The following is a 24,171-nucleotide window of genomic DNA, read 5'->3' on the forward strand; positions in this document are numbered from 1 at the left end:
TATTCTAGTTTAGCATAGAATCTAGCAATTTAATAAAAAGAAGCCTATTTCTTCCTCAGCTCTATTTGAACTTATGGTAAAATATAGAGAACTCGAATAGGAGGAAGTTTAAATATGAGCTTACAGATACAACTTGTCACAGGAGGCTATACAAGAAGACCTATTCTTAAAGAAGTATCCTTTGATGTCTCAGATGGTGAATTAGTAGGATTGATAGGACTGAATGGCGCCGGTAAGAGTACAACGATTAAGCATATTATGGGTTTGCTGGAACCTTTTGAAGGCAACATTACATTAAATGGAAAAACAATTAATGAAGATAGTATAGAATATAGAAAAAATATTGGATTTGTTCCGGAAACACCAGTTTTATATGACGAAATGACGTTAAAAGAACATATAGAAATAACGGCTATGGCTTATGGTATTGAAAAAGAAATGGCTTTTAAAAGAGCTGAGCCATTACTTTCTTTGTTTAGATTAAAAGACCGATTGGAATGGTTTCCATCGGATTTTTCTAAAGGAATGAAACAAAAAGTCATGATTGTTTGCGCATTTTTGATAGAACCTAGCCTTTACGTAATAGATGAACCTTTCTTAGGGTTAGATCCTTTAGCGATAAGAGATTTACTTAAATTGATGGAAGAAAGAAAACAAGCGGGCGCATCTATACTGATGTCTACTCACGTTTTGACGAATGCAGAAAAAATCTGTGATTCTTTTGTCATCCTTCATGATGGAAAAGTATTTGCGAAAGGTAACCTAAAGGAACTTCAACTAGAATTTCAGATGCCTGGAGCAAGTTTAGATGAGATATATGGACGTCTGGCTGACGAAGAAGGTTTTGCAGTATGACGATTCAATCATTGTTTAAACAACGATCCTCGATTCATTTCAAGCAGCTCTCAAGGTATATGAAATATGTCTTGAATGATCATTTTGTGTTGGCATTATTGCTGATACTTGGAGCTGCTGGGTTTGGCTACTCGAATTACGTCCAGACAATTGAACAGGGTGCTATATTGCCTCGTCTTATTTTATTAATTCTTATGGTGGGTGTTGTAGCTGGCGGAACAATCACCACATTGATGCAACAAGCAGACATCGCTTTTTTATTGCCATTAGAATCAGAGGTTATCCCTGTCTTGAAAAAAGGTGTTTTGAAAAGCTTGCTAATATTAGCTTTTCCGGTAGCTTTCGTGTCTGCGGCAGCTATGCCTTTGCTAGTCGCAACGCAAGGTATAAGCTTTAATGTCTGGCCGCTTTTTTTAGTTACGTCAGTTCTCTTTAAATACATTGATTTGAATTTTCAATTTATGAGTTTTTTTCAGAGTGATGTTGTAAAGAGAGGGTTATATACTCATGCAGGAAAAATAATCAGTTTACTTGGATTTACCTTGAGCATATTTGTAGAATTATCTATCGGGCTGATTTTTTCTCTAACAATTATCTTGATACAGTTCATATATAGTAAAAAAATGAATCAAGCATCTAATAGATTACAATGGAACGATGTGATCGCAAAAGAAGAAAATAGACAGCAGAAACTCTATCGATTCATCAACTTATTCACGGAGGTTTCTTTTGTTGAATCACATCCAAGAAGGTTGAAATGGTTAGACAAAATCATAGAATTTCAGTCTGGGAAATTCCCGCAACCACATTACTTTTATATTTTAAGATCTTTCTACAGAAACCCTTCCTACAGCGGACTTGTCAGTAGATTAGTTTTAATTGGTGTGTTGTTGATTTCATTCAGTACAACGATTGTTTTGAACCTGATGCTATCGGTACTTTTTCTATACCTAATTGGTTTCCAATTGATGCCGATTTACCAGCAGTTTAAACAAAATTTCTATTTTCAATTGTACCCGATTCAAGAGACTGGTAAAATAAAATCCATCCAGCGTTTAATAACGGAAGTTCTTGCAGTCGTTTTGGTTATTTTTACTCTTACAGGATTAGCCAGAGATATTTATAGCGGTGCAAGTATACTCTTAGTTGGAATAATCTTTATCCTATTGTTTACAAGACTGTATTTACCTAAGCGTTTAAAACGGATGGAACAATTTTAATTAAAGAAACGAGGAAAAAGACATGAAAGTAATCTGGAATAGTCAAATTGTTGATCGAGAAGAAGTTAAAATAGATCCAGAAGATAGAGGATACCAGTTCGGTGATGGAATATACGAAGTAGTAAGAGCTTATAACGGTCATTTTTTTGGCTTAGATGAGCATGTCGACCGGCTATATTCTAGTGCGGATAAGATTGAAATGATTATGCCTCAATCAAAAGAAGAAATGAAAACTCTGATGACTAAATTATTAAATGAGAGCGAAGTACAAACTGGAAATCTCTATCTACAGGCAACTAGAGGAGTAGCTTCTCCAAGAAATCATGTATACCCTGATATGAGCGTTTTACCAACGATAACGGGAAATGTAACAGCAGTACCCAGAAATGCCCAAAAGATAGAAAATGGGATTACGACAATTACAGAACCGGACATTAGATGGTTGAAATGTGATATCAAATCCATTAGTCTTCTTGGTAATATCATGGTCAAACATGAAGCGCATAAAAAAAATGCTGAAGAAGCAATCTTACATCGTGACGGTATCGTCACAGAGTGTTCTGCTTCAAACGTTGCAATTGTTAAAGACGGCACAATTTATACTCATCCAGATGGAAATTTGATTTTACCGGGTGTGACAAAAATCGTTTGGCTCAAATGTGCAGAAGAATTAGGAATAGAAGTTAAAGAAGAACCTTTCACGTTAGAGCAACTTCAAGAAGCCGATGAAGTCTTTTGTTCAAGTACGACTATTGAAGTCATGCCTATTCATACGATTGACGGGAAAAAAGTGAATGGCGGTCAACGTGGAAAGGTCACAGAACGATTAGCAGAAGCCTTTAAACTAAAAATAGAAGAAGCTTGTGGAGAGCTTCTATAAGATTGAAAACGAATGATGAAAAATAGAAATGAAAGTTAAATTGAACCTGCTCAAATAGCATATAGAACTGTTCTTGGACTCAAGTAGTCAGTAATCTAGAAAAAGAACGTCTATCCGCTTGACGAGTAGGTCATTTCTTTCTACAATAGAAGAGACAATGCTATCAGGAAAGTGAACAGGCGAATATGGATAATAAAAGGATTGAGTGGATATGGAGTTAGAGAGAGAAACGGGGTGGAAATTACATCCTATAGGTGGAGACACCGGTCAGGCTTATATGGGGACAAAAAATGAAGAGAAGCTTTTTCTAAAGCGGAATTCATCACCATTTTTAGCAGCACTTTCGCTAGAAGGAATTTCTCCTAGATTGATATGGACCAAGAGAATTGGAAACGGAGACGTTTTAACGGCACAAGAGTGGTGCAACGGTCGAAATCTTTTTAAAGACGAAATGTTATCTTCTAGAGTTGCCAAAATACTTAAGAAAGTCCATCGTTCTCAAAGTTTGAAAAGAATGCTCCAGCGTATGGGAGGTCATTCCATCACACCGCAGGATCTTCTAGCAGAGTATCAACAAAACATTCCAGAAGAACTGGCAGAACACCCACAACTTAAAAAAGCGTTGGAATGGGTGCAAGATACTAAACTAGATATCATCAAAGATTCTGAAGTGACCGTTTGTCATGGAGATGTATCTAGAAAAAACTGGTTGCTGTCTGAAGAAGATGAATTGTATCTCGTTGACTGGGATTCGGCTGTACTAGCGGATCTTGCATATGATATAGGACAACTTTTTAGTCGCTATATCGATAAAGAACAATGGGACGGCTGGTTAGTTGAATACGAACACGAGTTAACAGAATCCTTCATGATGCGGATTCAATGGTATGTAATTATGACATTATTGATTGATGTCAAGAACGCCCACCGAAAAGGTCAATTTATTAAAATGAACAATTCTATTATTAAGATTGATCAATTACTTTGATTGAAGAACTGATTCAGGTATTATTCGAAACTACTGAGATTAAATTTATAGAAGAATGGGGATCAGACAATCTTGATTGAATCTGTCCCTATTTTTACGTTAAGGAGAGAATAGAGTTATGCGTTTAAGAAACAAACCAGGAGCTGAAGAAAAGTTATTGGAGTACGACCAATATGTTGTAGCTAAACCTGATGAATGGAAAGGTAAGTGGCAGGATCGATTTGAAAAGAAGCAGCCACTTCATATGGAAATCGGGATGGGTAAAGGTCGGTTTTTAATTGAGATGGCTAAACAAAATCCTCACATCAACTATTTAGGCATTGAATTACAGACCAGTGTAATTGTATCTGCACTTGAAAAACAAATAGAAGAGGATTTGCCAAATGTTCAATTGCTTCAGGTGAATGCACAAGATCTTAAAACCTACTTTGAAAAAGGTGAAGTTCAAAGAATCTATTTAACGTTTTCTGATCCATGGCCAAAAAATCGACATGAAAAGAGACGTCTAACTTACAAAGACTTTTTGATTAGCTACGAGACTGTACTAGATGATCAGGGGGAACTACATTTTAAAACAGACAATCAAGGATTGTTTGAGTACTCATTGATTAGTTTTTCAGAAAAAGGGATGATTTTAAAAGAGTTATACTTGGACCTTCATAATAGTGATGTCGAAGGCAATATTATGACAGAATATGAAGAGAAATTTTCGAAAAAAGGCAATCGTATTTATAAAACAGTGGCTTACTTTCCGGAGCAAAACTAATCAAAAAAAGCGTAACAGATGCGATTAGTCGCACCTGTTACGCTTTTTTTGATTAAACTCTATATAAATCAATTAAACTGCCTGTATAAGCGTCCGCTATAAATTCGTACTGAACTAAAATACCTTCTTCTAGTCTTGAAATTCCGCCATAATAAACATCAGTAGAATAAGCAAATTTTTTCCAAGGTACTTTTGTCAGTTCAATCCACGATCCATCAATAGGACCTTCTTCACGAAACTGATCTTTAATGGCTTCAAGAATCGTGTCGGCGTGGATAGCCTGTTTTTTCGAAACTTTAGGATAAAGGAAAAATCCTAGTAAAAAAGTAACCATAAATCCTAATGCGCCTAATAAGTAGGTTGCTTGCTTTTGGTTTAATTTATTCTCCATTGTCTAGCCTCCAGATTATAGTTGCTTATATAAGGTCTTAAGTTATTTTAACATATATATTATATAAGCGTAATAAGAATATATAGGAAAGAGACTTAAAAAGATGAGAGATTTTGTGTATAATTGAAAAGATTGAACACCCAGAAAGATCAGGATACTGAAGTAAGAAGTTATAAAGTTATATTCGGTACCAATAGGATTATAGTTATGATCAGTTCGATATAAGAAAAAATAACGGATCAGGAGGCGTCGGGTAAGATACCGACATATCATTATGGATAATCAAACATTTGAACGAATAAAGAAAGTTACCGAATTACAAGGAACAAGTGGATTTGAACATTCTGTTAGACAATATATGAGAGAAGAAATGACCCCACTAGTTGATAAAGTAGAAGTAGATGGTCTCGGAGGAATATTTGGAATAAAAGAGTCTGCTCAGGAAAAGGCTCCAAAATTGATGGTAGCTGCTCATATGGATGAAGTTGGGTTCATGATTGCTTCTATTACTGAAAAAGGTTTATTTAAAGTTGTTCCATTAGGAGGCTGGAATCCTTATGTTGTTTCCGCGCAACGATTTACGTTGCAGACAAGTAAAGGAGACTATCCAGTAGTATCTTCTTCAGTGCCACCGCATTTGCTAAAAGGCAAAAGTTCAGGAGCCGTTAGTGTTGAAGATATTCTTTTTGATGCAGGATTTGATTCAAAAGAAGAAGCACTTGCCTATGGTGTTAGACCTGGGGATGCTGTTGTGCCTCAAGTCGAAACCATTAAAATGGCGAATGGAAAAACGATTCTTGGAAAAGCTTGGGATAATCGCTATGGTGTTGCAGTAGTATTAGACGCTTTAAAAGCAGTGGAAAACGAATCGTTACCAAATACACTGATTGCTGGAGCGAATGTTCAAGAAGAAGTTGGTTTGAGAGGTACAAAAGGTGCTGTGACAAAATTTGATCCAGATGTCTTTATTGCAGTAGATTGTTCTCCTGCAAACGATATTACTGGTGGTCCGGACGCTTTTGGAAAACTAGGAGAAGGATTCTTGATGAGAATTCAAGATCCAGGTATGATTCTTTCGAAGGAAATGCGTGATTTCTTACTCGATACAGCTGAAACGAACAATATTCCGTATCAGTACTTTATCTCTAAAGGTGGTACTGACGCTGGAGCTGCTCATCAGATGAATCACGGAATACCGAGTGCTGTTATAGGTGTTTGTGCAAGATATATTCATACGCATCAGACTTTGTTTAATATCACCGACTTTGAAGCAGCAAAAGAAATGGTTATTCAGATTATGCGTACGCTGGACCAGTCGACTTTAGATACATTAAAAGTACGTTAATATAAAAAAGAGCGTTAAAGAGGAGCAAAATATGTTAATTACGAGTTACAATAATAAAGGTTTAAATGACATTTTAATGGTTCAATTGTCAAAATCTACCTTAGATAATCAAATAGCTGAACGTAAAGGAAATGTCACGAAAATTGTATCAACGGATCAAGGAGAAACGGTTGGATTTAATTTCTTTGAACTATCAGAATTATTTAGTATAGACACGAACGGACCAGTAACCTTATTAAGTGAGCAAGTATCTATCCTTAACAAGCAAATCAAACAAAACGGTTGGGAAGATGAACTAGTTGCCGATACTTCACCAAAATTTGTAGTGGGTTATGTGAAAGAGTGTGTACCTATGGAAGACTCTGACCACTTGAATATCACACAAACTGAAATCGATCATGGAGAAATTGTTCAAATCGTATGTGGAGCATCAAACATCGAACAAGGTCAGAAAGTTGTCGTAGCAAAACCGGGTGCTGTTATGCCGGACGGACTAGTGATATGGCCTGGAGAACTAAGAGGAACTAAAAGTAGTGGTATGATTTGTTCAGCAAAAGAGTTAGGTCTAGAGCAAACAAGTAAAGGAATAGTAGTACTAGAAGATACGGAAGAAACTGGACGTACATTTGAGCTAACTAAATAGTGTATTCTAGTTCAGATCATTCATGTAAATAGAGAGGAGGAAGTGTAGTGGTAGAATATGATGGACCGAGTTTTTTCAAGCATGTCAAACATCAATCAACGCTCGAATCGACTAAGCGATTAAAAGCAAACCTTGAAAAAAAGCAGCCGAAAGAACTGGAATCCAAAGAAAATCTGTTCAGTGAAGAGCATACGCACTCGCTTCCAAATCAGATTCAAAGTAGAGGGGAAGTGGAAAAGGGGTTCCAGCAATATCTTGAAGAAACAACAACAACAACTGGTTCACCTAATCGATCAAAGCATTATATCGAGCCACCTTTTGAGGTGAGTAAAGTACCTTCGCCTATATATGGATTTAAAAAACCAATCAAAAAAGAACGGGACAATTGGAATTATGAGCAATTAAAAGAAACCTTGAAAAAGACTTCAAATGAATTCTTGCTTTTTGAAGAATTCGAGACGGCTGAATTGATAGCTGGTTGGAATACCAAAGAGCAGTCGAATCAAGCCGAAGCGACTATACAAGAATCAATTGAAGCAATTGATATAGTTAATAGAGAGAAAATTGAACCGTCTAAAAAGGAAAACAAACAAGATGACAAGAAAAGAATGAGATTACACCGATCTTTAATGAATATCATTCAAGAAGAACAGTTAGGCGCCAACAAGACAAAAAGAGAGATACCAGGACTTTTTTCTGACAAAAATGAATGAAGTCTCATTTGATTAGAATGATTGATACTAGATTTTTTCAGCGATTTGCATTATAGTATAAAATCGTTATGTCTTATCTTTATTTGTATTAAGACAAAGACTATATAATCAATTATATAGCAGAAATTTGGAGGACTTTTCAATGGATCAAACGATGATTTATCATTTTGTCGGCATAAAAGGATCAGGTATGAGTGCATTAGCGTTGATTCTTCATGACAAAGGGTACACAGTTCAAGGATCAGATGTTAATAAATACTTTTTTACACAAGAAAATTTAGAAATTGCGCAAATTCCTATTTATGTTTTTGATGAGAATAATATAAAAGAAAATATGGTTGTAATTGCAGGGAATGCTTTCCCTGACACGCACGAAGAAATTGTGAAAGCAAAAGCGATGGGCTTGAAAGTAGAACGTTATCACGATTTTCTTGGTGAATTCAGTAATCAGTTCACAAGTGTTGCAATAACTGGTTCACACGGTAAAACAAGTACAACAGGACTATTGGCTCACGTATTAAGTGGTATCGAAAAAACAAGTTATCTTATTGGTGATGGTACAGGTAGCGGAGTAGAAGATGCAGAATATTTTGTTCTTGAAGCATGCGAGTACCGTAGACATTTCCTAGCCTATAAGACAGACTATGCATTGATTACAAATATCGATTATGATCATCCAGATTATTATACGAGTGTAGAAGATGTTGAGAATGCTTTTACGAACTTTGCATCTCAAATCAAAAAAGCTGTCTTCGCCTGCGGAGATGATGAGCGTCTGCAGAATTTACAAGCATCTGTTCCGGTAGTCTTTTACGGATTTCAGGACCACAATGATTTTCAAGCTAAGAATATTGTGAGAACAACTGAAGGATCTTCTTTTGATGTGTATGTAAGAGGAGACTTTTATGGTCAATTCTCGATTCCTTCTTATGGGAACCACAATATTCAAAACGCTCTAGGCGTTATTGCTTTCTGTCACTACGAAGGAGTCGATCAGGAAAAAGTTGCTGAAAGACTTAAAACGTTTTCTGGTGTTAAAAGAAGATTTACTGAAAAACAAGTAATGGATACAGTGATCATTGACGATTATGCACATCATCCAGCTGAGATAAAAGCTACATTGGATGCAGCACGCCAAAAATATCCAGATAAAGAAATTGTTGCTGTTTTTCAGCCACATACATTTACTAGAACCGTTGCTTTGCTAAGCGATTTCGGAAAGTCGCTGGATTTAGCCGACTATGTCTATTTATGTGAGATATTTACTTCTGCTCGTGAGCAATCAGGTGAGATAACGATCCAAGATTTGCTCAACAAAACAGAAAAAGGCTTAGCAGTTGTTGGTGAAGAGGATATGTCTCCGTTACTCAAACACAGAGGTTCTGTATTTGTGTTTATGGGTGCAGGCGATGTAGAGAAGTTTGAACATGCTTTTGAAACCTTATTAAGCCAATCAAAAGCACAGTATTAAGTCGAATTTTAAACGATCATAATAGCTAAAAGATTATCTCCTTTGAGGTAGTCTTTTTATTTTTGAATCCATTATTTAAACAGTCATTATAGTAAAGCTGAGAGTTTAAGTACGTTCTCTTTTTTGTAGACGCCATTTTTGTTAAAATAGAGTAACGAGAGTATTAAATGAACTGAGAAAATAGAGGAGTCGAGATGAATGCCTGAACAGAAAAAACTGCTTTTGATTGATGGATATAGTATAGCTTTTCGTGCGTTCTATGGATTGCACAGTCAATTAGAACGAATGAAAAATAGAAATGGATTACACACGAATGCCCTTTATGGTATTCATAATATGCTTGAAGTCGTTGTGAACAAAGAACAACCTACACATGCTCTTGTAGCGTTTGATGCAGGTAAAACGACGTTCCGTCATGAATTTTTTGAAGAGTATAAAGGTGGACGTTCAAAAATGCCGGCTGAGTTTGCCGAGCAGATTCCCTTTATCAAGGATTTATTATCAGGATTTGGGCTACAATCTTATCAATTGGTTAATTTCGAAGCCGATGATATCATTGGAACGCTTTCTACTCTAGCAGAAGCAGACGGCTTTGAAGTCGTTATTTTGACTGGGGACCGAGATCTGACTCAATTAGCTTCAGATAAAGTTAGAATCGATATCACTAAAAAAGGGGTTAGTGATATTAAAGAATATACTGCAGATTCGATCATGGAAGAAATGGGCATTACGCCGAATCAGATTATCGACATGAAAGGTCTCGCAGGGGATGCTTCTGATAATATTCCAGGAGTTTCAAACATTGGAGAAAAGACAGCTTTAAAACTCTTAAAAGAATACAGCACAGTTGAGGGTTTGTATGAAAACATTGAAGAGATGAAGAAGTCTAAACGAAAAGAAAATTTGATCAATGAAAAAGAAACAGCACTATTAAGTAAAAAATTGGCAACCATTGATATCCAAGCACCTATTGAAATTTCTGTAGAGGAATTAAAGTACAGTGGTATGGATATGGAGAAACTCATTTCTTTCTACAAAGAAATGGATTTCCAATCACACTTGAACAAATTGGATACTTCTGAATATATGGAACAATTAGCAGAAGATGTAGAAGATATTGACTACGAATACGTTAAATCAATCACATCTGACATGTTCAAACCAGATATGGCATTGTATATTGAAATGCTTGAAGACAATTACCATCAATCGGAAATTGTCTCAGTAGGTTGGGGTAATGATCAAAAGATATATGTTGTGGAACCTGCGGACGCTTTCAAATCTCCAGAGTTCAAAAAATGGATTGAATCAGAAGATATTCCTAAAACACTTTATGATACCAAAAGAACCTATGTGGCTCTAAACAGAAAAGATTTTAACCTTAAAGGAACCGAGTTTGATATTTTATTGGCTTCTTATTTATTGACAGCGGAAGACAGTAGTAGTGGGGACGTAGCGGATGTAGCGAGCAAGCATCACTACAATGGACTGTCTCCAGACGAAGTGGTCTACGGAAAAGGGAAGAAAAAGAAAGTACCTGAAAATCTTGAATTGATGAGAGACCATATCGCGCATAAAATTAATGCTGTCTTCAAATTATCTCACCAGATGAATGAAGAACTGGTCAAAAATGAACAGGAAAATCTTCTCAAGGAGATGGAAATTCCTCTAGCAATCGTGCTAGCTGAAATGGAAATCCGAGGAATCACCGTAGATGCTCAAAGACTAGAAAAAATGAAAGCTGAATTTGCTGAAACCTTACACACGATTGAACAGAGAATTTATAAAGAAGCCGGAGAAGAATTTAATATTAATTCTCCGAAACAACTTGGTGTTATTTTGTTTGATAAAATGGGTTATCCTGTTATCAAGAAAACAAAAACTGGGTATTCTACAGCTCAAGATGTACTTGAAAAGCTTCAAGATCAAGCACCCATTGTAGAATTCATTTTACAATACAGACAAATCGCTAAAATTCAGTCTACTTATATTGAAGGTTTGCTCAGAGTGATTAAACCAGAAACAGGGAAAATCCATACACGTTATCTTCAAACAGTAGCGAGGACTGGGCGCTTAAGCTCAGTGGATCCTAACCTTCAAAATATTCCTGTTAGACTAGAAGAGGGGCGGAAAATCAGACAAGCTTTCATACCCAGAAAAGAAGGTTGGAAAATTTTTGCATCCGATTATTCTCAAATCGAATTAAGAGTGCTCGCACATATTTCTAACGACGAACATCTGAAACAAGCCTTTATCGAAGAACAAGATATTCATACAAGTACGGCGATGCGAGTATTTGATCTTAAAGATCCAAGTGAGGTAACTGCAAATATGAGAAGAGATGCTAAAGCTGTTAACTTCGGAATTGTCTACGGAATCAGTGATTATGGTCTTTCTCAAAGTTTGAATATCACTCGAAAAGAAGCTCAAGAATACATTGATACGTACTTTAGTCGATTTCCTGGTGTTAAGACATTTATTGATGATGTCATTCGCGAAGCAAAAGACAAAGGATTCGTTGAAACCTTGTTCCATAGAAGAAGATATTTACCGGATATCAATTCTCGAAATTTCAATTTAAGATCATTTGCTGAAAGAACAGCTATGAATACGCCAATTCAAGGTAGTGCCGCAGATATCTTGAAAGTAGCTATGATTAATATGGCAGAAAAAGTGAAAGAAAAAGGACTTGAAGCTACGATGCTTTTACAAGTTCACGATGAGGTCATCTTCGAAGCACCTGAAGAAGAGATACCGGTTCTAGAAGAGCTAGTCAAAGAAGTTATGGAAAATGCAGTAGAACTATCTGTACCGCTCAAAGTTGAAAGCAGCTGGGGTAAGAGCTGGTATGAAGCCAAATAATATAAGAAATCAGCTAAGAAGCGAGTTTACTCTCGCTTCTTTAACTATTTTTATAGGAGAATGAAAGGAAGAACCGTGTGCCTGAATTACCAGAAGTAGAAAGTGTTCGGACAGGACTTGAAAAGCTGATCAAAGGATTGAAAATCAAACAAGTGACTGTTTTATGGGATAGAATTATTGCGGAACCGAGTGACATCCGCCTATTCAAAGAAAAAATTAAAAATCAACGTATTGAATCAATAGGAAGAAGAGGGAAATTTTTATTATTCTTTTTAACAGATTACGTAATGATCTCGCATTTGAGGATGGAAGGGAAATACCGAATAGAATCAAGGGATGTTCCAATCTCAAAGCACACCCATGTGATCTTTGAACTAGAAGATGGACGGGAGCTGAGATATCTTGATGTTAGGAAATTCGGTAGAATATCATTGATTCCAAGAGACACCGAGCTTGCTCATGCATCAATTGCCAAACTAGGCCCAGAACCAGTAAGAGAAACTTTAATATTAGAAACATTTAAAACTCAATTGCTTAAAAGAAAAAAAACAATCAAAGCAACACTTTTAGATCAAACGGTTATTGCTGGTATTGGAAATATTTATGCAGATGAGATTTTATTTGAAGCAAAAATCTACCCAGCACGTATGGCGAATACGTTAACTGAAATAGAACTTGTAACTCTTTACGAAGCTATCTTGCTCGTCATGGGTAAGGCAGTGAAGGCAGGTGGGACAACCATACGAACCTATCAGAACGCTTTTGGAGAAACAGGATCTTATCAGTCATTTTTGAACGTATATGGCAAAAACGGGCAAAATTGCCCACGTTGCGGAACAATTATTGAAAAAACGAAAGTAGCGCAAAGAGGTACTCATTACTGTCCAAATTGTCAGTCAGAAAGTCAGTTGGTTCGTTAATAAGAGAATAGAGTAAAAAAGGAGGCTGATCATGGCTTATATATTAGGTTTGACAGGAGGCATTGCATCTGGTAAATCGACTGTCAGTCGATTATTTTTAACACACAACATTCCTGTGGTGGATGCTGACGTCGGGGCTAGAATTGTCATTGAACCAGGAACTGAAGCTTTAAAGAAAGTGCAAAACCTATTTGGTGAAGAGATTTTACTAGCAAATGGAGAATTGAATCGAAAAAAACTAGGCGACCTTATTTTTAGCGATCACTTAAAAAGAAAACAGTTAAATGACTGTCTATCTTATTATATTAGAGAATGGATTCTTTCAGAGAAAGATCGATTGATCAATTCTGGACATGAACTGATTGTATTAGATATTCCATTATTATTTGAAGCTGGCTACAATAAAGATGTTGATGAGATTATGGTTGTTGCAGTTGATAAAGAAACGCAACTGAAACGCTTGATGAAACGAAACGAACTTAGTCAATCAGAGGCGCTTCAAAGAATCGAGTCTCAGATGGAATTATCAAAGAAAGTAGCCCAAGCAGATTATATTATTTATAACAATGGAACGCTAGAAGATACAGTGAAACAAGTCGAAGAATGGCTTATAAGTAAAGGGTATTACAGCACTTAAAGCTATGGTATACTGAATATAACTGAAAGTACCTTTAGATTATAAGAAAAGGACTGATTTCTATGCAATGTCCTCGCTGTCAGCATAATGGAAGTAGAGTAGTCGATAGTAGACCAGCTGATGAAAATAAAGCCACTCGTAGACGAAGAGAATGCGAAAGTTGTGGATTCAGATTTACGACCTTTGAGCGACTAGAGCAATCACCGATACTCGTTGTGAAAAAAGATAAAACTCGTGAAGAATTCAGTCGAGAAAAACTTTTAAGAGGCCTGAGGCGAGCGTTTGAAAAAAGACCCGTCACAGCTGAAGAACAAGAAAAAATTGTAACTCGAGTAGAGTATAAAATTAGAGACCGTGGAGATAGCGAAATTGAATCTACCAAGATCGGTGAGTATATTATGCAAGAACTTGCTGAAGTGGATGATGTAGCTTATATAAGGTTTGCGAGTGTATACAGACAATTTAAAGACATAGAGGTATTTATGAAAGAAATGCAAGAGTTAGCAAAGAAAAGAAAGAATGACAAATAATGTTTAGGATAGATAAATGAAAGGAGAGAGTGCACAATGAATTACCCGTGGCAACAAGTCAATCCAAAAGATTTTTTCACATTACGTCAAGTTGTCCCTCTCTCTGATCAAGATGTACGTATTTTGACGACAATCTACCAACCACTTATTGGCAATGCAGCATTCACATTGTATATGAATTTAAAAGAATCAATCAGAAATGGCAGTGGTTGGACAGAGGCTAGACCTTTATCTGAGCTGATGACGCTTCTTGATATTGGGATACCAGAATTATATCAGGCCCGCATTCGACTTGAAGGTTTAGGCTTATTGAGCGTTTATAAAAGCAAAAAAGACTCAGATCAGTTTCTTTTTGAGATCAAACCCCCTCTTTCTGCCGAACGTTTTTTCAATGATCATCTGATGCGTCTGATCTTATTTGAAAAAGTTGGAGAAAGAATGTTCAACGAAATCAAACAGCAGTTTTCTAATGAAAAGCCTGAAGCAGAAAAGTATGAGGAAATTACAAAGTCTTTCTTAGATGTCTATTATTTTGACATCCAAAAACATAATCAATTGTCAGTCGTAGAATTTGATGACCAAGAGTTGCCGTCTTCAAAACATTCACCGGTTCAAATGATGAGTGAACAAAGTGACTTCGATTGGACGTTCTTTGTAGAAGGTTTGAATCATCACTTTATCAATAAAAAATCTCTTACAAAAGAAATTAGAGAATTAATTATTTCTATCTATGAAATATACGGCGTCAACGAACTGGATATGCAAAAGTATGTTCTTGAGTCTACAGATATAGAGACTTCAAATATCGACCAAGAGAAACTACCACAAATCGTTCAAAGAGATTTCCATAAAAAGCAAGCTAGAAAAGTTCAGATACAAGATAAAGTAACGGGTTCAATTCAAGAAGAACAATCTGCTAAAAGTGGGCGAAAAACACAACTTAAACAAAAGGGATTTAATAATCAAGAAATCGAAATCATTTTACATGCTCAGGAAGTAAAACCGATTGAATACTTGAAATCTATCAAGAATCAAAAAGGTGGATTTGTTTCTAGCAATGAAACATGGGTCATTAAAGAACTTGTAGAACAATCTTCTCTTTCGACAAGTGTGATTAATATCCTAATCAATTATGTGTTGATTGGGAAAAATGCACCTGTATTGGAAAAAAGTCTTGCACTGAAAGTTGCTAATGATTGGGCGCAAAATGATATAAACTCACCAGAAGACGCTCTACAGAAAGTGAAACAATTATATGCTGAGTCAAGAAGCGATAGACAAAGCAAACAAAGATCGGGTTCAACTCGATCAAATTCTCAAAAATATATTAGAAAAGAAACGTTACCAGACTGGGCATCAGAAGAGAATGTTGGAGAAGAAATCGATGCTAAAAAGCAAGAAGAATTCAGGCAAAGACTTGAGCGTATCAGAAATCGAAGTAAAGGTGGTGACAGTTAATGGAGAGTATTCGTAACCAGTTGGAAAATATGATGAATTCAACTAAAATGAACGAGAGATTTAGAGAAATCATGAAAAACGAAGTATTTAAAGATCCTGATGTTCGACGGTTTATTGCTGAAAACAGGACAGTACTCGATAACGAAGCGATTGAAAAAAGTGCGTCTAAGTTGTATGAATTTGTTGTCGAAAAGAAGAAAGCGGCTGCTCAGAGTGGTCAGCTTATGCCGGGGTATAAGCCAAGTCTTTCAATCAACAATAAAAGAGTTGATGTAACCTATGAGCCGTCTTCTGATTTGATCAATCGTCAGAAACAAGAAGCTATCAATAAACGGATTCATTCATTGTATATGTCAAAAGACATTAAGCATTTCAATATTGATCAGTTTGATAGTACGCCCGGGAGAAACAAAGCGGTAGAGGAAGCCTACGATTTTATTGATCAGTTTCTTGAAAATCCTGAAACCTTCCAACAAGGATTGTATCTTTACGGAAAATTTGGAGTAGGGAAGACTTTTCTATTAGGGGCGATTGCGCATGAGTTATCAAAACAAGGTCATCCCTCAACACTCGTTCATTTTCCAACATTTGCTGTCGAAATGAAGAATTCAATTGGCCAAAATACAACTGAAGAAAAGCTTTCTGCTTTGAAAAACGCTAAAATATTAATGATTGATGATATTGGAGCGGATTCTATGTCTAGTTGGATTAGAGATGATATTCTGGGAGTCGTTTTACAGCATAGAATGCAAGAACAGCTTCCAACGTTCTTTACCTCTAATTTTGATATGGCTCATTTGGAACAAGAGCATCTTCGAGTGACGCAAAGAGGCGAAAATGAACCTTTAAAAGCTAAAAGGATTATGGAAAGAGTGAAGTTTCTTTCCAAAGAAGTAGAAATGACAGGCGATAACAGGAGACATGCTTAGTAAGAAAACTATTGAAAGCTAAAGTCAAGCGTGGTATTCTACTATTATTCTAATAATAAAACTTAGAGAAAGACAAATTTGATAAGAGCTTGTTTTAAAGAGAGGAAGACATTAGCTGAAAGTCTTCTGAAACAATTTATCATCTACCCCTTTCGAGTGCTGCTTTGAATTGAGTAAGAGCAGACGTGTCTCTGCGTTAAAGAGCTAATGAAGACAGAGAGTTTACTTTCTGTAAAACTGGGTGGAACCACGTAATCAACTACGTCCCAATGAATGAGATCAATCTCATTCATTGGGACTTTTTTTGTACAATAAGTGAAGAGAATAAAAGCAGGAGGAATTGATATGTCAGAAATCGCAGTTAAATTACCAGATGGGTCCATAAAAAATGTGGAGTCAGGATCATCACCGAAAATGGTTGCAGGCAGTATTGCTAAATCATTGGAGAAAAAAGGATTAGCCGGTAAGTGGAATGGTCAACATGTTGATTTTGATCAACCACTTTATGAAGACGGAGAACTTGAAATCATTACACCAGATCACGAAGATGCTTTAGGAATCCTTCGTCATTCTACTGCTCACTTAATGGCTCAAGCAATTAAGAGATTATTCCCAGATGTTAAGTTCGGTGTAGGTCCAGCGATTGAAACAGGATTTTACTATGATACAGATTCAGAAACACCTATCACAGAAGAAGATTTAGAATCCATTGAAAAAGAAATGATGGCAATTGTTAAAGAGAATCTACCATTTGTACGAAAAGAAATTTCTAGAGAAGCCGCACTTGAATTGTTCGCAGCAGATCCTTACAAAGTAGAACTCATTACAAATTTACCAGAAGATGAGACAATATCTGTTTATGAACAAGGTGAATTTGTCGATTTATGTAGAGGTGTACATGTGCCTTCGACTGGTCGTATTCAGGTGTTTAAATTACTCTCTCTAGCAGGAGCATATTGGAGAGGAAACTCAGATAATAAAATGATGCAACGTGTTTACGGTACGGCTTTCTTCGATAAAAAAGCATTAAAAGAATTTATCAAGATGCGTGAAGAAGCCAAGCAACGCGATCACCGTAAATTAGGTAAAGAATTAGATATCTTTATGCTGTCACCTGAAGTTGGATCAGGACTACCATTCTGGTTGCCAAAAGGTGCAACAATCCGTCGAGTGATTGAAAGATACATTACAGACAAAGAGATCAGCATGGGGTACCAGCACGTATATACTCCAATCATGGCGAATGTAGATTTCTACAAAACATCTGGACACTGGGATCACTATCACGAAGATATGTTTCCACCAATGGATATGGGTGATGGAGAAATGCTTGTATTGCGTCCGATGAACTGCCCGCATCATATGATGGTATTCAAAAATGACGTAAGAAGTTACCGTGATTTACCAATCCGTATTGCGGAATTAGGCCAAATGCATCGTTATGAGAAAAGTGGCGCTTTATCTGGATTGCAACGTGTTCGTGAAATGACTTTGAATGATGCTCACGTATTTGTAAGACCGGATCAAATTAAAGAAGAATTCCGCAGAGTTGTGGAATTGATGCTAGCTGTATTCGAAGATTTCGATATTAAAGATTATCGCTTCCGATTAAGCTATCGTGATCCGAAAAATACAGAGAAATATTTTGACGACGATGAAATGTGGGAAAAAGCACAGTCTATGTTGAAAGATACTTTGGATGAGATGGGGATGGACTACTTCGAAGCTATTGGTGAAGCAGCTTTTTACGGTCCAAAGCTAGATGTACAAGTTAAGACAGCGATGGGGATCGAAGAAACATTATCAACTGTTCAATTAGATTTCCTGCTACCTGAAAGATTTGACCTGACTTACGTTGGAGAAGATGGTAATGACAACCATAGACCAGTTGTTATCCACCGCGGTATTGTTTCTACAATGGAACGATTTGTAGCTTACTTGATTGAAAGATACAAAGGAGCTTTCCCTACGTGGTTAGCACCAGTGCAAGCTAAAATTATTCCGGTTAACTTGGATATCCATGCTGACTATGCTAATCAGTTAAACGAAGAACTGAAAGCGAAAGGATTACGGATCGAAATTGATAACCGCAATGAAAAAATGGGGTACAAGATTCGCCATGCGCAAACTCTTAAAATCCCTTATCAAATCGTGGTTGGTGACAGTGAAGTAGAGAATCAGACAGTGAGTGTTCGTAAATATGGTGAAAAAGAAACCATCACATATTCTAAAAATGAATTCATTTCAAACATTGTAGCTGAATCCAATAAATGATTTAATGCTCAAATAGTGTTGACAGGTAAATAAATATTTGTTATTATATAAGAGTTGAGAAAACAAAGCAGAAGCACCCGCTTCTCGCCTTTTGGATTTAGATCCATGGGCAGATATCGAACGTATATAACTCAAAATAGTTACGACTATTTTGAAGTCAGATAAGTATTTCTTGTCTGGTTGCGGAGATGGAGACGGGGCTTTGAAAAAGGTCACGTCTCTTTTTCTGTCTCTGTTTTTTTCGCAAATACTTTGGAGGTGAACCACCATAGCAAAAGACATGATTGTCAATGATCGTATTCGTGCTAGAGAAGTACGTTTGATCGGCAAAGACGGTGAACAGATCGGGGTAGTCCAACGCAATGAAGCAATGCGCTTAGCTGAAGATGCCAATCTAGATTTAGTTCTAGTGTCACCTAACGCTAAGCCACCTGTTGCTCGTGTAATGGATTATGGGAAGCATCGCTACGAAATGCAAAAGAAAGAACGTGAAGCAAGAAAGAATCAAAAAATCGTTAACGTTAAAGAGATTCGTTTGAGTCCAACTATCGACGATCACGATTTTGATACAAAATTGCGTAATGCACGTAAGTTCTTGGAAAAAGGCGATAAAGTGAAAGTATCTATTCGATTCCGTGGACGTGCGATTACTCACAAGGAAATTGGACGTGAAGTACTAGAACGTATGGCGGAAGCAGCGTCTGACATTTCACAAGTCGAATCGAAAGCTAAAATGGATGGTCGTAGCATGTTCTTGATGCTGGCACCGAAATCTGAGAAATAAGACAAGTGTAGGAGGAAATCAATAATGCCTAAGCAAAAGACACATAAAGGTTCAGCAAAACGTTTCAAGAGAACGGGTTCTGGTAAACTTAAACGTAGCCACGCAAAACGTAGCCACATGTTTGCAAACAAATCTCAAAAACAAAAACGTCACTTGCGTAAATCTACAATGGTTTCGAAGAGTGATTACAAACGTATCAAACAACAACTTGCTAAAATGAAATAATAAATGTACGAGCACTCGAATGATCAAGAGTGCAACCAAGGAGGAAATCAACAATGGCACGAGTTAAAGGTGGAGTAGTCTCCCGCAAGCGCCGTAATCGCGTTTTAAAGCTAGCTAAAGGGTACTACGGAGCGAAGCATCGCTTGTTTAAAGTTGCAAAACAACAAGTAATGAAATCTTACCAATATGCATATAGAGACCGTAAACAAAACAAGCGTAACTTCCGTAGATTATGGATTGCACGTATCAACGCTGCAGCACGTATGAACGGCTTAAGCTACTCTAAATTGATGCACGGACTTAAACTTGCAGAAATCGACATGAACCGTAAAATGTTAGCTGAACTTGCAGTAAGTGATGCAGCAGCATTTACAACTTTGGCTGACCAGGCTAAAGACGCTTTAAGCAAATAATACAGTAAAACTCGCTTATATAAGCGGGTTTTTTTTATACCTTTTTATAAACTCTACTTAAAGTATTCGTTGGAAAAAAACGATTATAAACAGATAGATTAGAAAGAACCATAGAAAATAGGTTGAGTCTATACGTAACATTTATACGAATTCAAGATAGTTTAACTGTTAAATATGGCGAAAAATAGTCGATGTAATTTAATTCGCTTCCAACATAAGAATTCCAGATTGAAATTGTATAAAAATAAGATATAATCTGTAAATACATGATATAATAAATTAAATGACAAGAATCCCAGTTTGCCCAAATTGGAGTATGATCTCTTGAAAAAGCTAATGAGGAACTCAATAATGAATAGTGACAGTAATTATTGAATGATCCTATACATAAGTTGCAATCCCTTATATAGAAATGGAAGGTATGAGGCAATGAATAGATCTAAAAAGCGAATAGCGGTCATCGGAACAGGCATAACAGGGCTTACGACAGCATTCAGATTAAAAAAAACAATAGAAAAATATAGCCTTCCTTTCGAACTACTTGTATTGGAAAGTTCCATTCGTTCTGGTGGTAAAATCCACACAATGAAGATGGGAGAAGATTATGTAGATTTAGGGGCTGAATCGATTGATGTAGGATCCGGTGAAGCGATGGATTTGATCAATGAACTCGGCTTAACTGAACAAATTAGGTACAGCCAGAATGGGAAACAGGATATTTATGCATTTAACAAGCTGTATCATATAGATAGTCCTACTTACAAGGGTATACCGGCTAAACGATCTGAGATCTGGAAATATGATTTACTCTCGTTTCAAGGAAAAGTATCTTATTTAAAAGATACCTACCTTCCATCCTCGGAAATAACGGAACACACAAGTGTGATTGATTATTTGAATGAAAGAATCGGAACAGAGCTAACAGAATATGTAGCAGAACCGTATTATTCTGAAATCTACATGAATCACATGGAGTCCACTGGTATGGACATGATCGATAGTACCATTCTAAAATTAGAGAGTGAACATGGCAACCTGACGAATGCTCTTGAAGCAAATCCTGATATTCTCGATTCTAATAGAAAACAAATTTCTTTTGAAAATGGGTTAGAAACATTAACGAATATGCTAATGGAAGCACTCAAGGGGCATGTTGTTTTTTCAAAAAAAGTCACAGAGATTAAAAAGAGTATTGAAGGTACGTATATACTAGACATCAATAAAAAAGAACAAGTCAGAGTTGGGGCGGTTGTAGTCGCAACAGACCCTGGGAACTACAAAGAAATTTTCACAGATGTAGAATTCAAGGAACAATTCAAAGAAATTAAAACGAACTCAATTGGTTTTGCAATGTTCAGTTTTCCAAAAGGGGCTTTAAAGATCAAACCTGAAGGAAACGGCATACTATGTTCTAGAAGAAATGATTCTCATATTTCAAGCGTTGTTTGGTTAAATAAAAAATGGGCAAGCTTGGAAAATAGAGATGAAGAGTTATTAGGCATTTATTTTGGTCACGGGAATGAAGAAATTATGCTATCTCTAAGTAACAAACAGATTGAAGAATTGCTACTTAAAGACTTAGAAAAAATGCTCGGCATAGATGCCCCACCAATTTACCATGTTCTTAAAAGATGGAAAAATTCTTTCCCAAAACAATCCTTCAGTGGGGAGAATGCTGGAAGTAAATTAATTGACTCAATTCAAACTGCTTATCCTGGAATTTACCTGGCTGGGAATGGTGTCAAAGGATTCGGCATCAATAGTTGTATAAAGCAGGGTAACGAAGTTAGTGAGTACATTATTACACACTTAAAAAAACAAAATAGTTTGTAATAAAGCCTTTTAATCCAATCAGAGGTTTAAAAACAACTAAATTGAGCTCATTAGAGTGAATTTAGTTGTTTTTTTATTTTCATCTGGAGTATTCTAGAATAAAATAGAAAGGAAGGCTAATTATGCAAGTCACAGTTTTAGGATATTATGGAGGATACCCTACGAAGGACGTAGGAACGAGTGCTTATCTAGTACAATCGGAAGGGTATAATTTATTACTCGATGCTGGAAGTGCATCTTTATTGGCGCTTGAACATCACATTGACCCACTAGAATTGAATGCCGTTTTGCTTTCCCACTATCATCATGACCATATTGCAGATTTAGGTGTCCTTCAGTTTACTAGACAACTTAAAAGAACCGACAAAGGTAATCGTGCTCCGCTACTGTCTATTTACGGACACAGCGAAGATAAGCAAGCTTTTGAGAAGACAACCCTTGAAGAAGTTAGTCAGGGAATTGACTACACAAAAGAAAACCATACATCTATTGGACCGTTTGATGTTACGCATTTAAAAACGCTACATCCAGTTCCATGTTATGCTTTTCGGATTGTGGAAAGAGCTACAGGGAAAACAGTTGTGTATACAGCTGATTCTGGTTATATTGAAGAGTTCATTCCTTTTGCAAAGAATGCGGATTTGTTCATTACAGATACAAATCTTTTCAGAGGAATGGAAAGGCATTTAGTTCACATGACGTCTAAAGAGTGCGGATACATCGCTCATAAAGCAAATGTTCAGACAATGGTACTCAGTCACCTTCCGCAAAATGGAGACTTAAAGCAATTACAAAAAGAAGCCGCAGAAGAAGCACCTAAGACTAAAACATTATTGGCTGAAAAAGATCTGGAGATTATCATTTAAAGGAGATTAACTATGTATTATGTTAAAAACGAACGGAATGGACAAGAAATAGTAGACGCACGAATCAACTTAGCGATTGAGTATTATCTATTAAATGAAATAGAACTGGACGAACCTATCCTATTGTTTTACATTAATGATAATGCCATTATAGTAGGTAAGAACCAGAATACATTTGAAGAAGTTAATACGGATTACGTCAATGAACATGATGTAACGGTAGTCAGAAGATTTTCAGGTGGAGGCGCTGTGTACCACGATTTAGGTGTACTATGCTTTTGCTTTATAACAAAAGACGATGGAGATTCTTTCAGAGACTTCAAAAAATTCACTTCACCTGTTATTGATGCACTTCATAAAATGGGTGTAGAAGGTGCTGAGCTGAAGGGTCGTAACGATTTGGTCATTGATGAGAAAAAATTCTCAGGAAATGCGATGTACTCTAAGAATGGCAGATTGACTGCGCATGGTACACTGATGTTTGATTCGGAAATAGAAGCGGTAGTAGGCGCTTTGAGACCTAAGAAGCATAAGTTGGAATCTAAGGGTATAAAATCGATTAGAAGCCGTGTAACGAACATTAAGCCCTATCTAAGTGATGATTATCAGTATATGAATGCCAAAAACTTTAGAGAAAAGTTATTGCTGAATATATTTGAAGTTTCAGAAGTATCCGAAGTAAAAGAATATAAACTAACTGAATCGGACTGGGAGAAAATAGATAAATTTGCAGAAACCTATACAGCAAACTGGGACTGGAATTATGGGAAATCCCCTAAATTTGATCTGGAGCGTAGCGAAAGATTATCTATTGGAACGGTGGAAGTGAAATTGAACGTGAACAGAGGAGTGATCCAAGATATTAAAATTTTTGGAGATTTCTTTGGCTTAGGTGAAATATCAGACGTAGAGGATAAGTTAATTGGTAAGACTTATGAAGAAAAAGCTATTCGTGAAGTATTTGAGGACGTTGACATAAATAAATACTTTGGAAAAGTAGAAATTGATGAATTAGTTAACTTATTTTACTAAGTGATTTAGAGATAGTCTTGGTCATGTCCAAACAAGGACATCATCAAGACTATTTTTGTATATCTACTCATGCTCATAATAAGGAATAGTCAACTCATTAAGCCATTTAACGACATAAAACTATACTAGAGAAAAA

Annotated in this window: 23 protein-coding genes and 1 other annotated feature; of the genes, 22 read left to right on the forward strand and 1 reads right to left on the reverse strand. The window is 36.4% G+C overall.

Features of this window, described 5'->3' with window-relative positions:
• Positions 1 to 114: 114 nt before the first annotated feature.
• The 5 genes from VXN63_RS10880 to trmB all read left to right on the forward strand — a co-directional run bounded on the left by VXN63_RS10880 (position 115) and on the right by trmB (position 4,709).
• Positions 115 to 855 (forward strand): ABC transporter ATP-binding protein, encoded by a 741-nt coding sequence (locus VXN63_RS10880; RefSeq protein ID WP_327758110.1) that lies wholly within the window; start codon positions 115 to 117, stop codon positions 853 to 855.
• Positions 852 to 2,075, forward strand: a complete 1,224-nt coding sequence (locus VXN63_RS10885; RefSeq protein WP_327758111.1) for an ABC transporter permease — start codon at positions 852 to 854, stop codon at positions 2,073 to 2,075. The genes VXN63_RS10880 and VXN63_RS10885 overlap by 4 nt, the downstream gene beginning before the upstream one ends.
• 22 nt (positions 2,076 to 2,097) lie before the next feature.
• Positions 2,098 to 2,955, forward strand: a complete 858-nt coding sequence (dat, locus tag VXN63_RS10890) for a D-amino-acid transaminase (RefSeq protein WP_327758112.1) — start codon at positions 2,098 to 2,100, stop codon at positions 2,953 to 2,955.
• Positions 2,956 to 3,166: 211 nt separating this feature from the next.
• Entirely contained in the window at positions 3,167 to 3,943 is a 777-nt protein-coding gene (locus tag VXN63_RS10895) for a phosphotransferase family protein (RefSeq protein WP_327758113.1), read from the forward strand.
• 118 nt (positions 3,944 to 4,061) lie between these two features.
• The gene (trmB, locus tag VXN63_RS10900) at positions 4,062 to 4,709 is read left to right on the forward strand and encodes a tRNA (guanosine(46)-N7)-methyltransferase TrmB (protein WP_327758114.1); all 648 of its coding nucleotides are present in this window, start codon (positions 4,062 to 4,064) and stop codon (positions 4,707 to 4,709) included.
• 52 nt (positions 4,710 to 4,761) lie between these two features.
• On the opposite strand, the gene VXN63_RS10905 is transcribed toward trmB, so the two are convergent.
• The gene (locus tag VXN63_RS10905; RefSeq protein ID WP_327758115.1) at positions 4,762 to 5,100 is read right to left on the reverse strand and encodes a hypothetical protein; all 339 of its coding nucleotides are present in this window, start codon (positions 5,098 to 5,100) and stop codon (positions 4,762 to 4,764) included.
• 274 nt (positions 5,101 to 5,374) lie between these two features.
• Between VXN63_RS10905 and pepA the strand changes: the two genes are divergently transcribed.
• The 17 genes from pepA to VXN63_RS10990 all read left to right on the forward strand — a co-directional run bounded on the left by pepA (position 5,375) and on the right by VXN63_RS10990 (position 24,035).
• On the forward strand, positions 5,375 to 6,445 hold the full coding sequence (gene pepA / locus VXN63_RS10910; RefSeq protein ID WP_327758116.1) for a glutamyl aminopeptidase: 1,071 nt from the start codon (positions 5,375 to 5,377) through the stop codon (positions 6,443 to 6,445).
• A 31-nt stretch (positions 6,446 to 6,476) separates the two neighbouring features.
• The gene (gene ytpR, locus VXN63_RS10915; RefSeq protein ID WP_327758117.1) at positions 6,477 to 7,088 is read left to right on the forward strand and encodes a YtpR family tRNA-binding protein; all 612 of its coding nucleotides are present in this window, start codon (positions 6,477 to 6,479) and stop codon (positions 7,086 to 7,088) included.
• 47 nt (positions 7,089 to 7,135) lie between these two features.
• On the forward strand, positions 7,136 to 7,801 hold the full coding sequence (locus VXN63_RS10920) for a hypothetical protein (RefSeq protein WP_327758118.1): 666 nt from the start codon (positions 7,136 to 7,138) through the stop codon (positions 7,799 to 7,801).
• A gap of 142 nt (positions 7,802 to 7,943) precedes the next feature.
• Positions 7,944 to 9,272, forward strand: coding sequence for a UDP-N-acetylmuramate--L-alanine ligase (murC, locus tag VXN63_RS10925; protein WP_327758119.1), 1,329 nt, complete (start codon positions 7,944 to 7,946; stop codon positions 9,270 to 9,272).
• A 198-nt stretch (positions 9,273 to 9,470) separates the two neighbouring features.
• Positions 9,471 to 12,134, forward strand: coding sequence for a DNA polymerase I (polA, locus tag VXN63_RS10930; RefSeq protein ID WP_327758120.1), 2,664 nt, complete (start codon positions 9,471 to 9,473; stop codon positions 12,132 to 12,134).
• 77 nt (positions 12,135 to 12,211) lie between these two features.
• Positions 12,212 to 13,054 carry a DNA-formamidopyrimidine glycosylase gene (gene mutM / locus VXN63_RS10935; protein WP_327758121.1) on the forward strand — a complete coding sequence of 281 codons (843 nt, stop codon included), beginning with the start codon at positions 12,212 to 12,214 and terminating at the stop codon, positions 13,052 to 13,054.
• A gap of 31 nt (positions 13,055 to 13,085) precedes the next feature.
• On the forward strand, positions 13,086 to 13,691 hold the full coding sequence (gene coaE, locus VXN63_RS10940; protein ID WP_327758122.1) for a dephospho-CoA kinase: 606 nt from the start codon (positions 13,086 to 13,088) through the stop codon (positions 13,689 to 13,691).
• Between the two features lie 62 nt (positions 13,692 to 13,753).
• Positions 13,754 to 14,221 carry a transcriptional regulator NrdR gene (gene nrdR, locus VXN63_RS10945; protein WP_225744378.1) on the forward strand — a complete coding sequence of 156 codons (468 nt, stop codon included), beginning with the start codon at positions 13,754 to 13,756 and terminating at the stop codon, positions 14,219 to 14,221.
• 36 nt (positions 14,222 to 14,257) lie between these two features.
• Positions 14,258 to 15,679, forward strand: a complete 1,422-nt coding sequence (locus VXN63_RS10950) for a replication initiation and membrane attachment family protein (RefSeq protein ID WP_327758123.1) — start codon at positions 14,258 to 14,260, stop codon at positions 15,677 to 15,679.
• The gene (gene dnaI / locus VXN63_RS10955; RefSeq protein WP_327758124.1) at positions 15,679 to 16,608 is read left to right on the forward strand and encodes a primosomal protein DnaI; all 930 of its coding nucleotides are present in this window, start codon (positions 15,679 to 15,681) and stop codon (positions 16,606 to 16,608) included. Before VXN63_RS10950 ends, dnaI begins: the two co-directional genes overlap by 1 nt.
• Before the next feature lie 54 nt (positions 16,609 to 16,662).
• Positions 16,663 to 16,880, forward strand: a binding site (T-box leader).
• Positions 16,881 to 16,953: 73 nt separating this feature from the next.
• Entirely contained in the window at positions 16,954 to 18,882 is a 1,929-nt protein-coding gene (gene thrS, locus VXN63_RS10960) for a threonine--tRNA ligase (protein ID WP_327758125.1), read from the forward strand.
• 280 nt (positions 18,883 to 19,162) lie between these two features.
• A complete protein-coding gene (gene infC, locus VXN63_RS10965; protein ID WP_327758126.1) occupies positions 19,163 to 19,666 on the forward strand; it encodes a translation initiation factor IF-3 in 504 nt (167 codons plus the stop codon).
• A 24-nt stretch (positions 19,667 to 19,690) separates the two neighbouring features.
• Positions 19,691 to 19,891 carry a 50S ribosomal protein L35 gene (gene rpmI, locus VXN63_RS10970; RefSeq protein WP_327758127.1) on the forward strand — a complete coding sequence of 67 codons (201 nt, stop codon included), beginning with the start codon at positions 19,691 to 19,693 and terminating at the stop codon, positions 19,889 to 19,891.
• 53 nt (positions 19,892 to 19,944) lie between these two features.
• Positions 19,945 to 20,304, forward strand: coding sequence for a 50S ribosomal protein L20 (gene rplT, locus VXN63_RS10975; protein WP_327758128.1), 360 nt, complete (start codon positions 19,945 to 19,947; stop codon positions 20,302 to 20,304).
• Positions 20,305 to 20,733: 429 nt separating this feature from the next.
• Positions 20,734 to 22,137: a protoporphyrinogen oxidase gene (gene hemG, locus VXN63_RS10980; RefSeq protein ID WP_327758129.1), complete on the forward strand. Its 1,404-nt coding sequence runs from the start codon at positions 20,734 to 20,736 to the stop codon at positions 22,135 to 22,137.
• A gap of 122 nt (positions 22,138 to 22,259) precedes the next feature.
• On the forward strand, positions 22,260 to 23,003 hold the full coding sequence (locus tag VXN63_RS10985) for an MBL fold metallo-hydrolase (RefSeq protein ID WP_327758130.1): 744 nt from the start codon (positions 22,260 to 22,262) through the stop codon (positions 23,001 to 23,003).
• A 12-nt stretch (positions 23,004 to 23,015) separates the two neighbouring features.
• Positions 23,016 to 24,035 (forward strand): lipoate--protein ligase, encoded by a 1,020-nt coding sequence (locus VXN63_RS10990; protein ID WP_327758131.1) that lies wholly within the window; start codon positions 23,016 to 23,018, stop codon positions 24,033 to 24,035.
• Positions 24,036 to 24,171 lie beyond the last annotated feature (136 nt).

The organism is Marinilactibacillus sp. XAAS-LB27 (genome assembly GCF_036039175.1).
Lineage (GTDB): Bacteria > Bacillota > Bacilli > Lactobacillales > Carnobacteriaceae_A > Marinilactibacillus.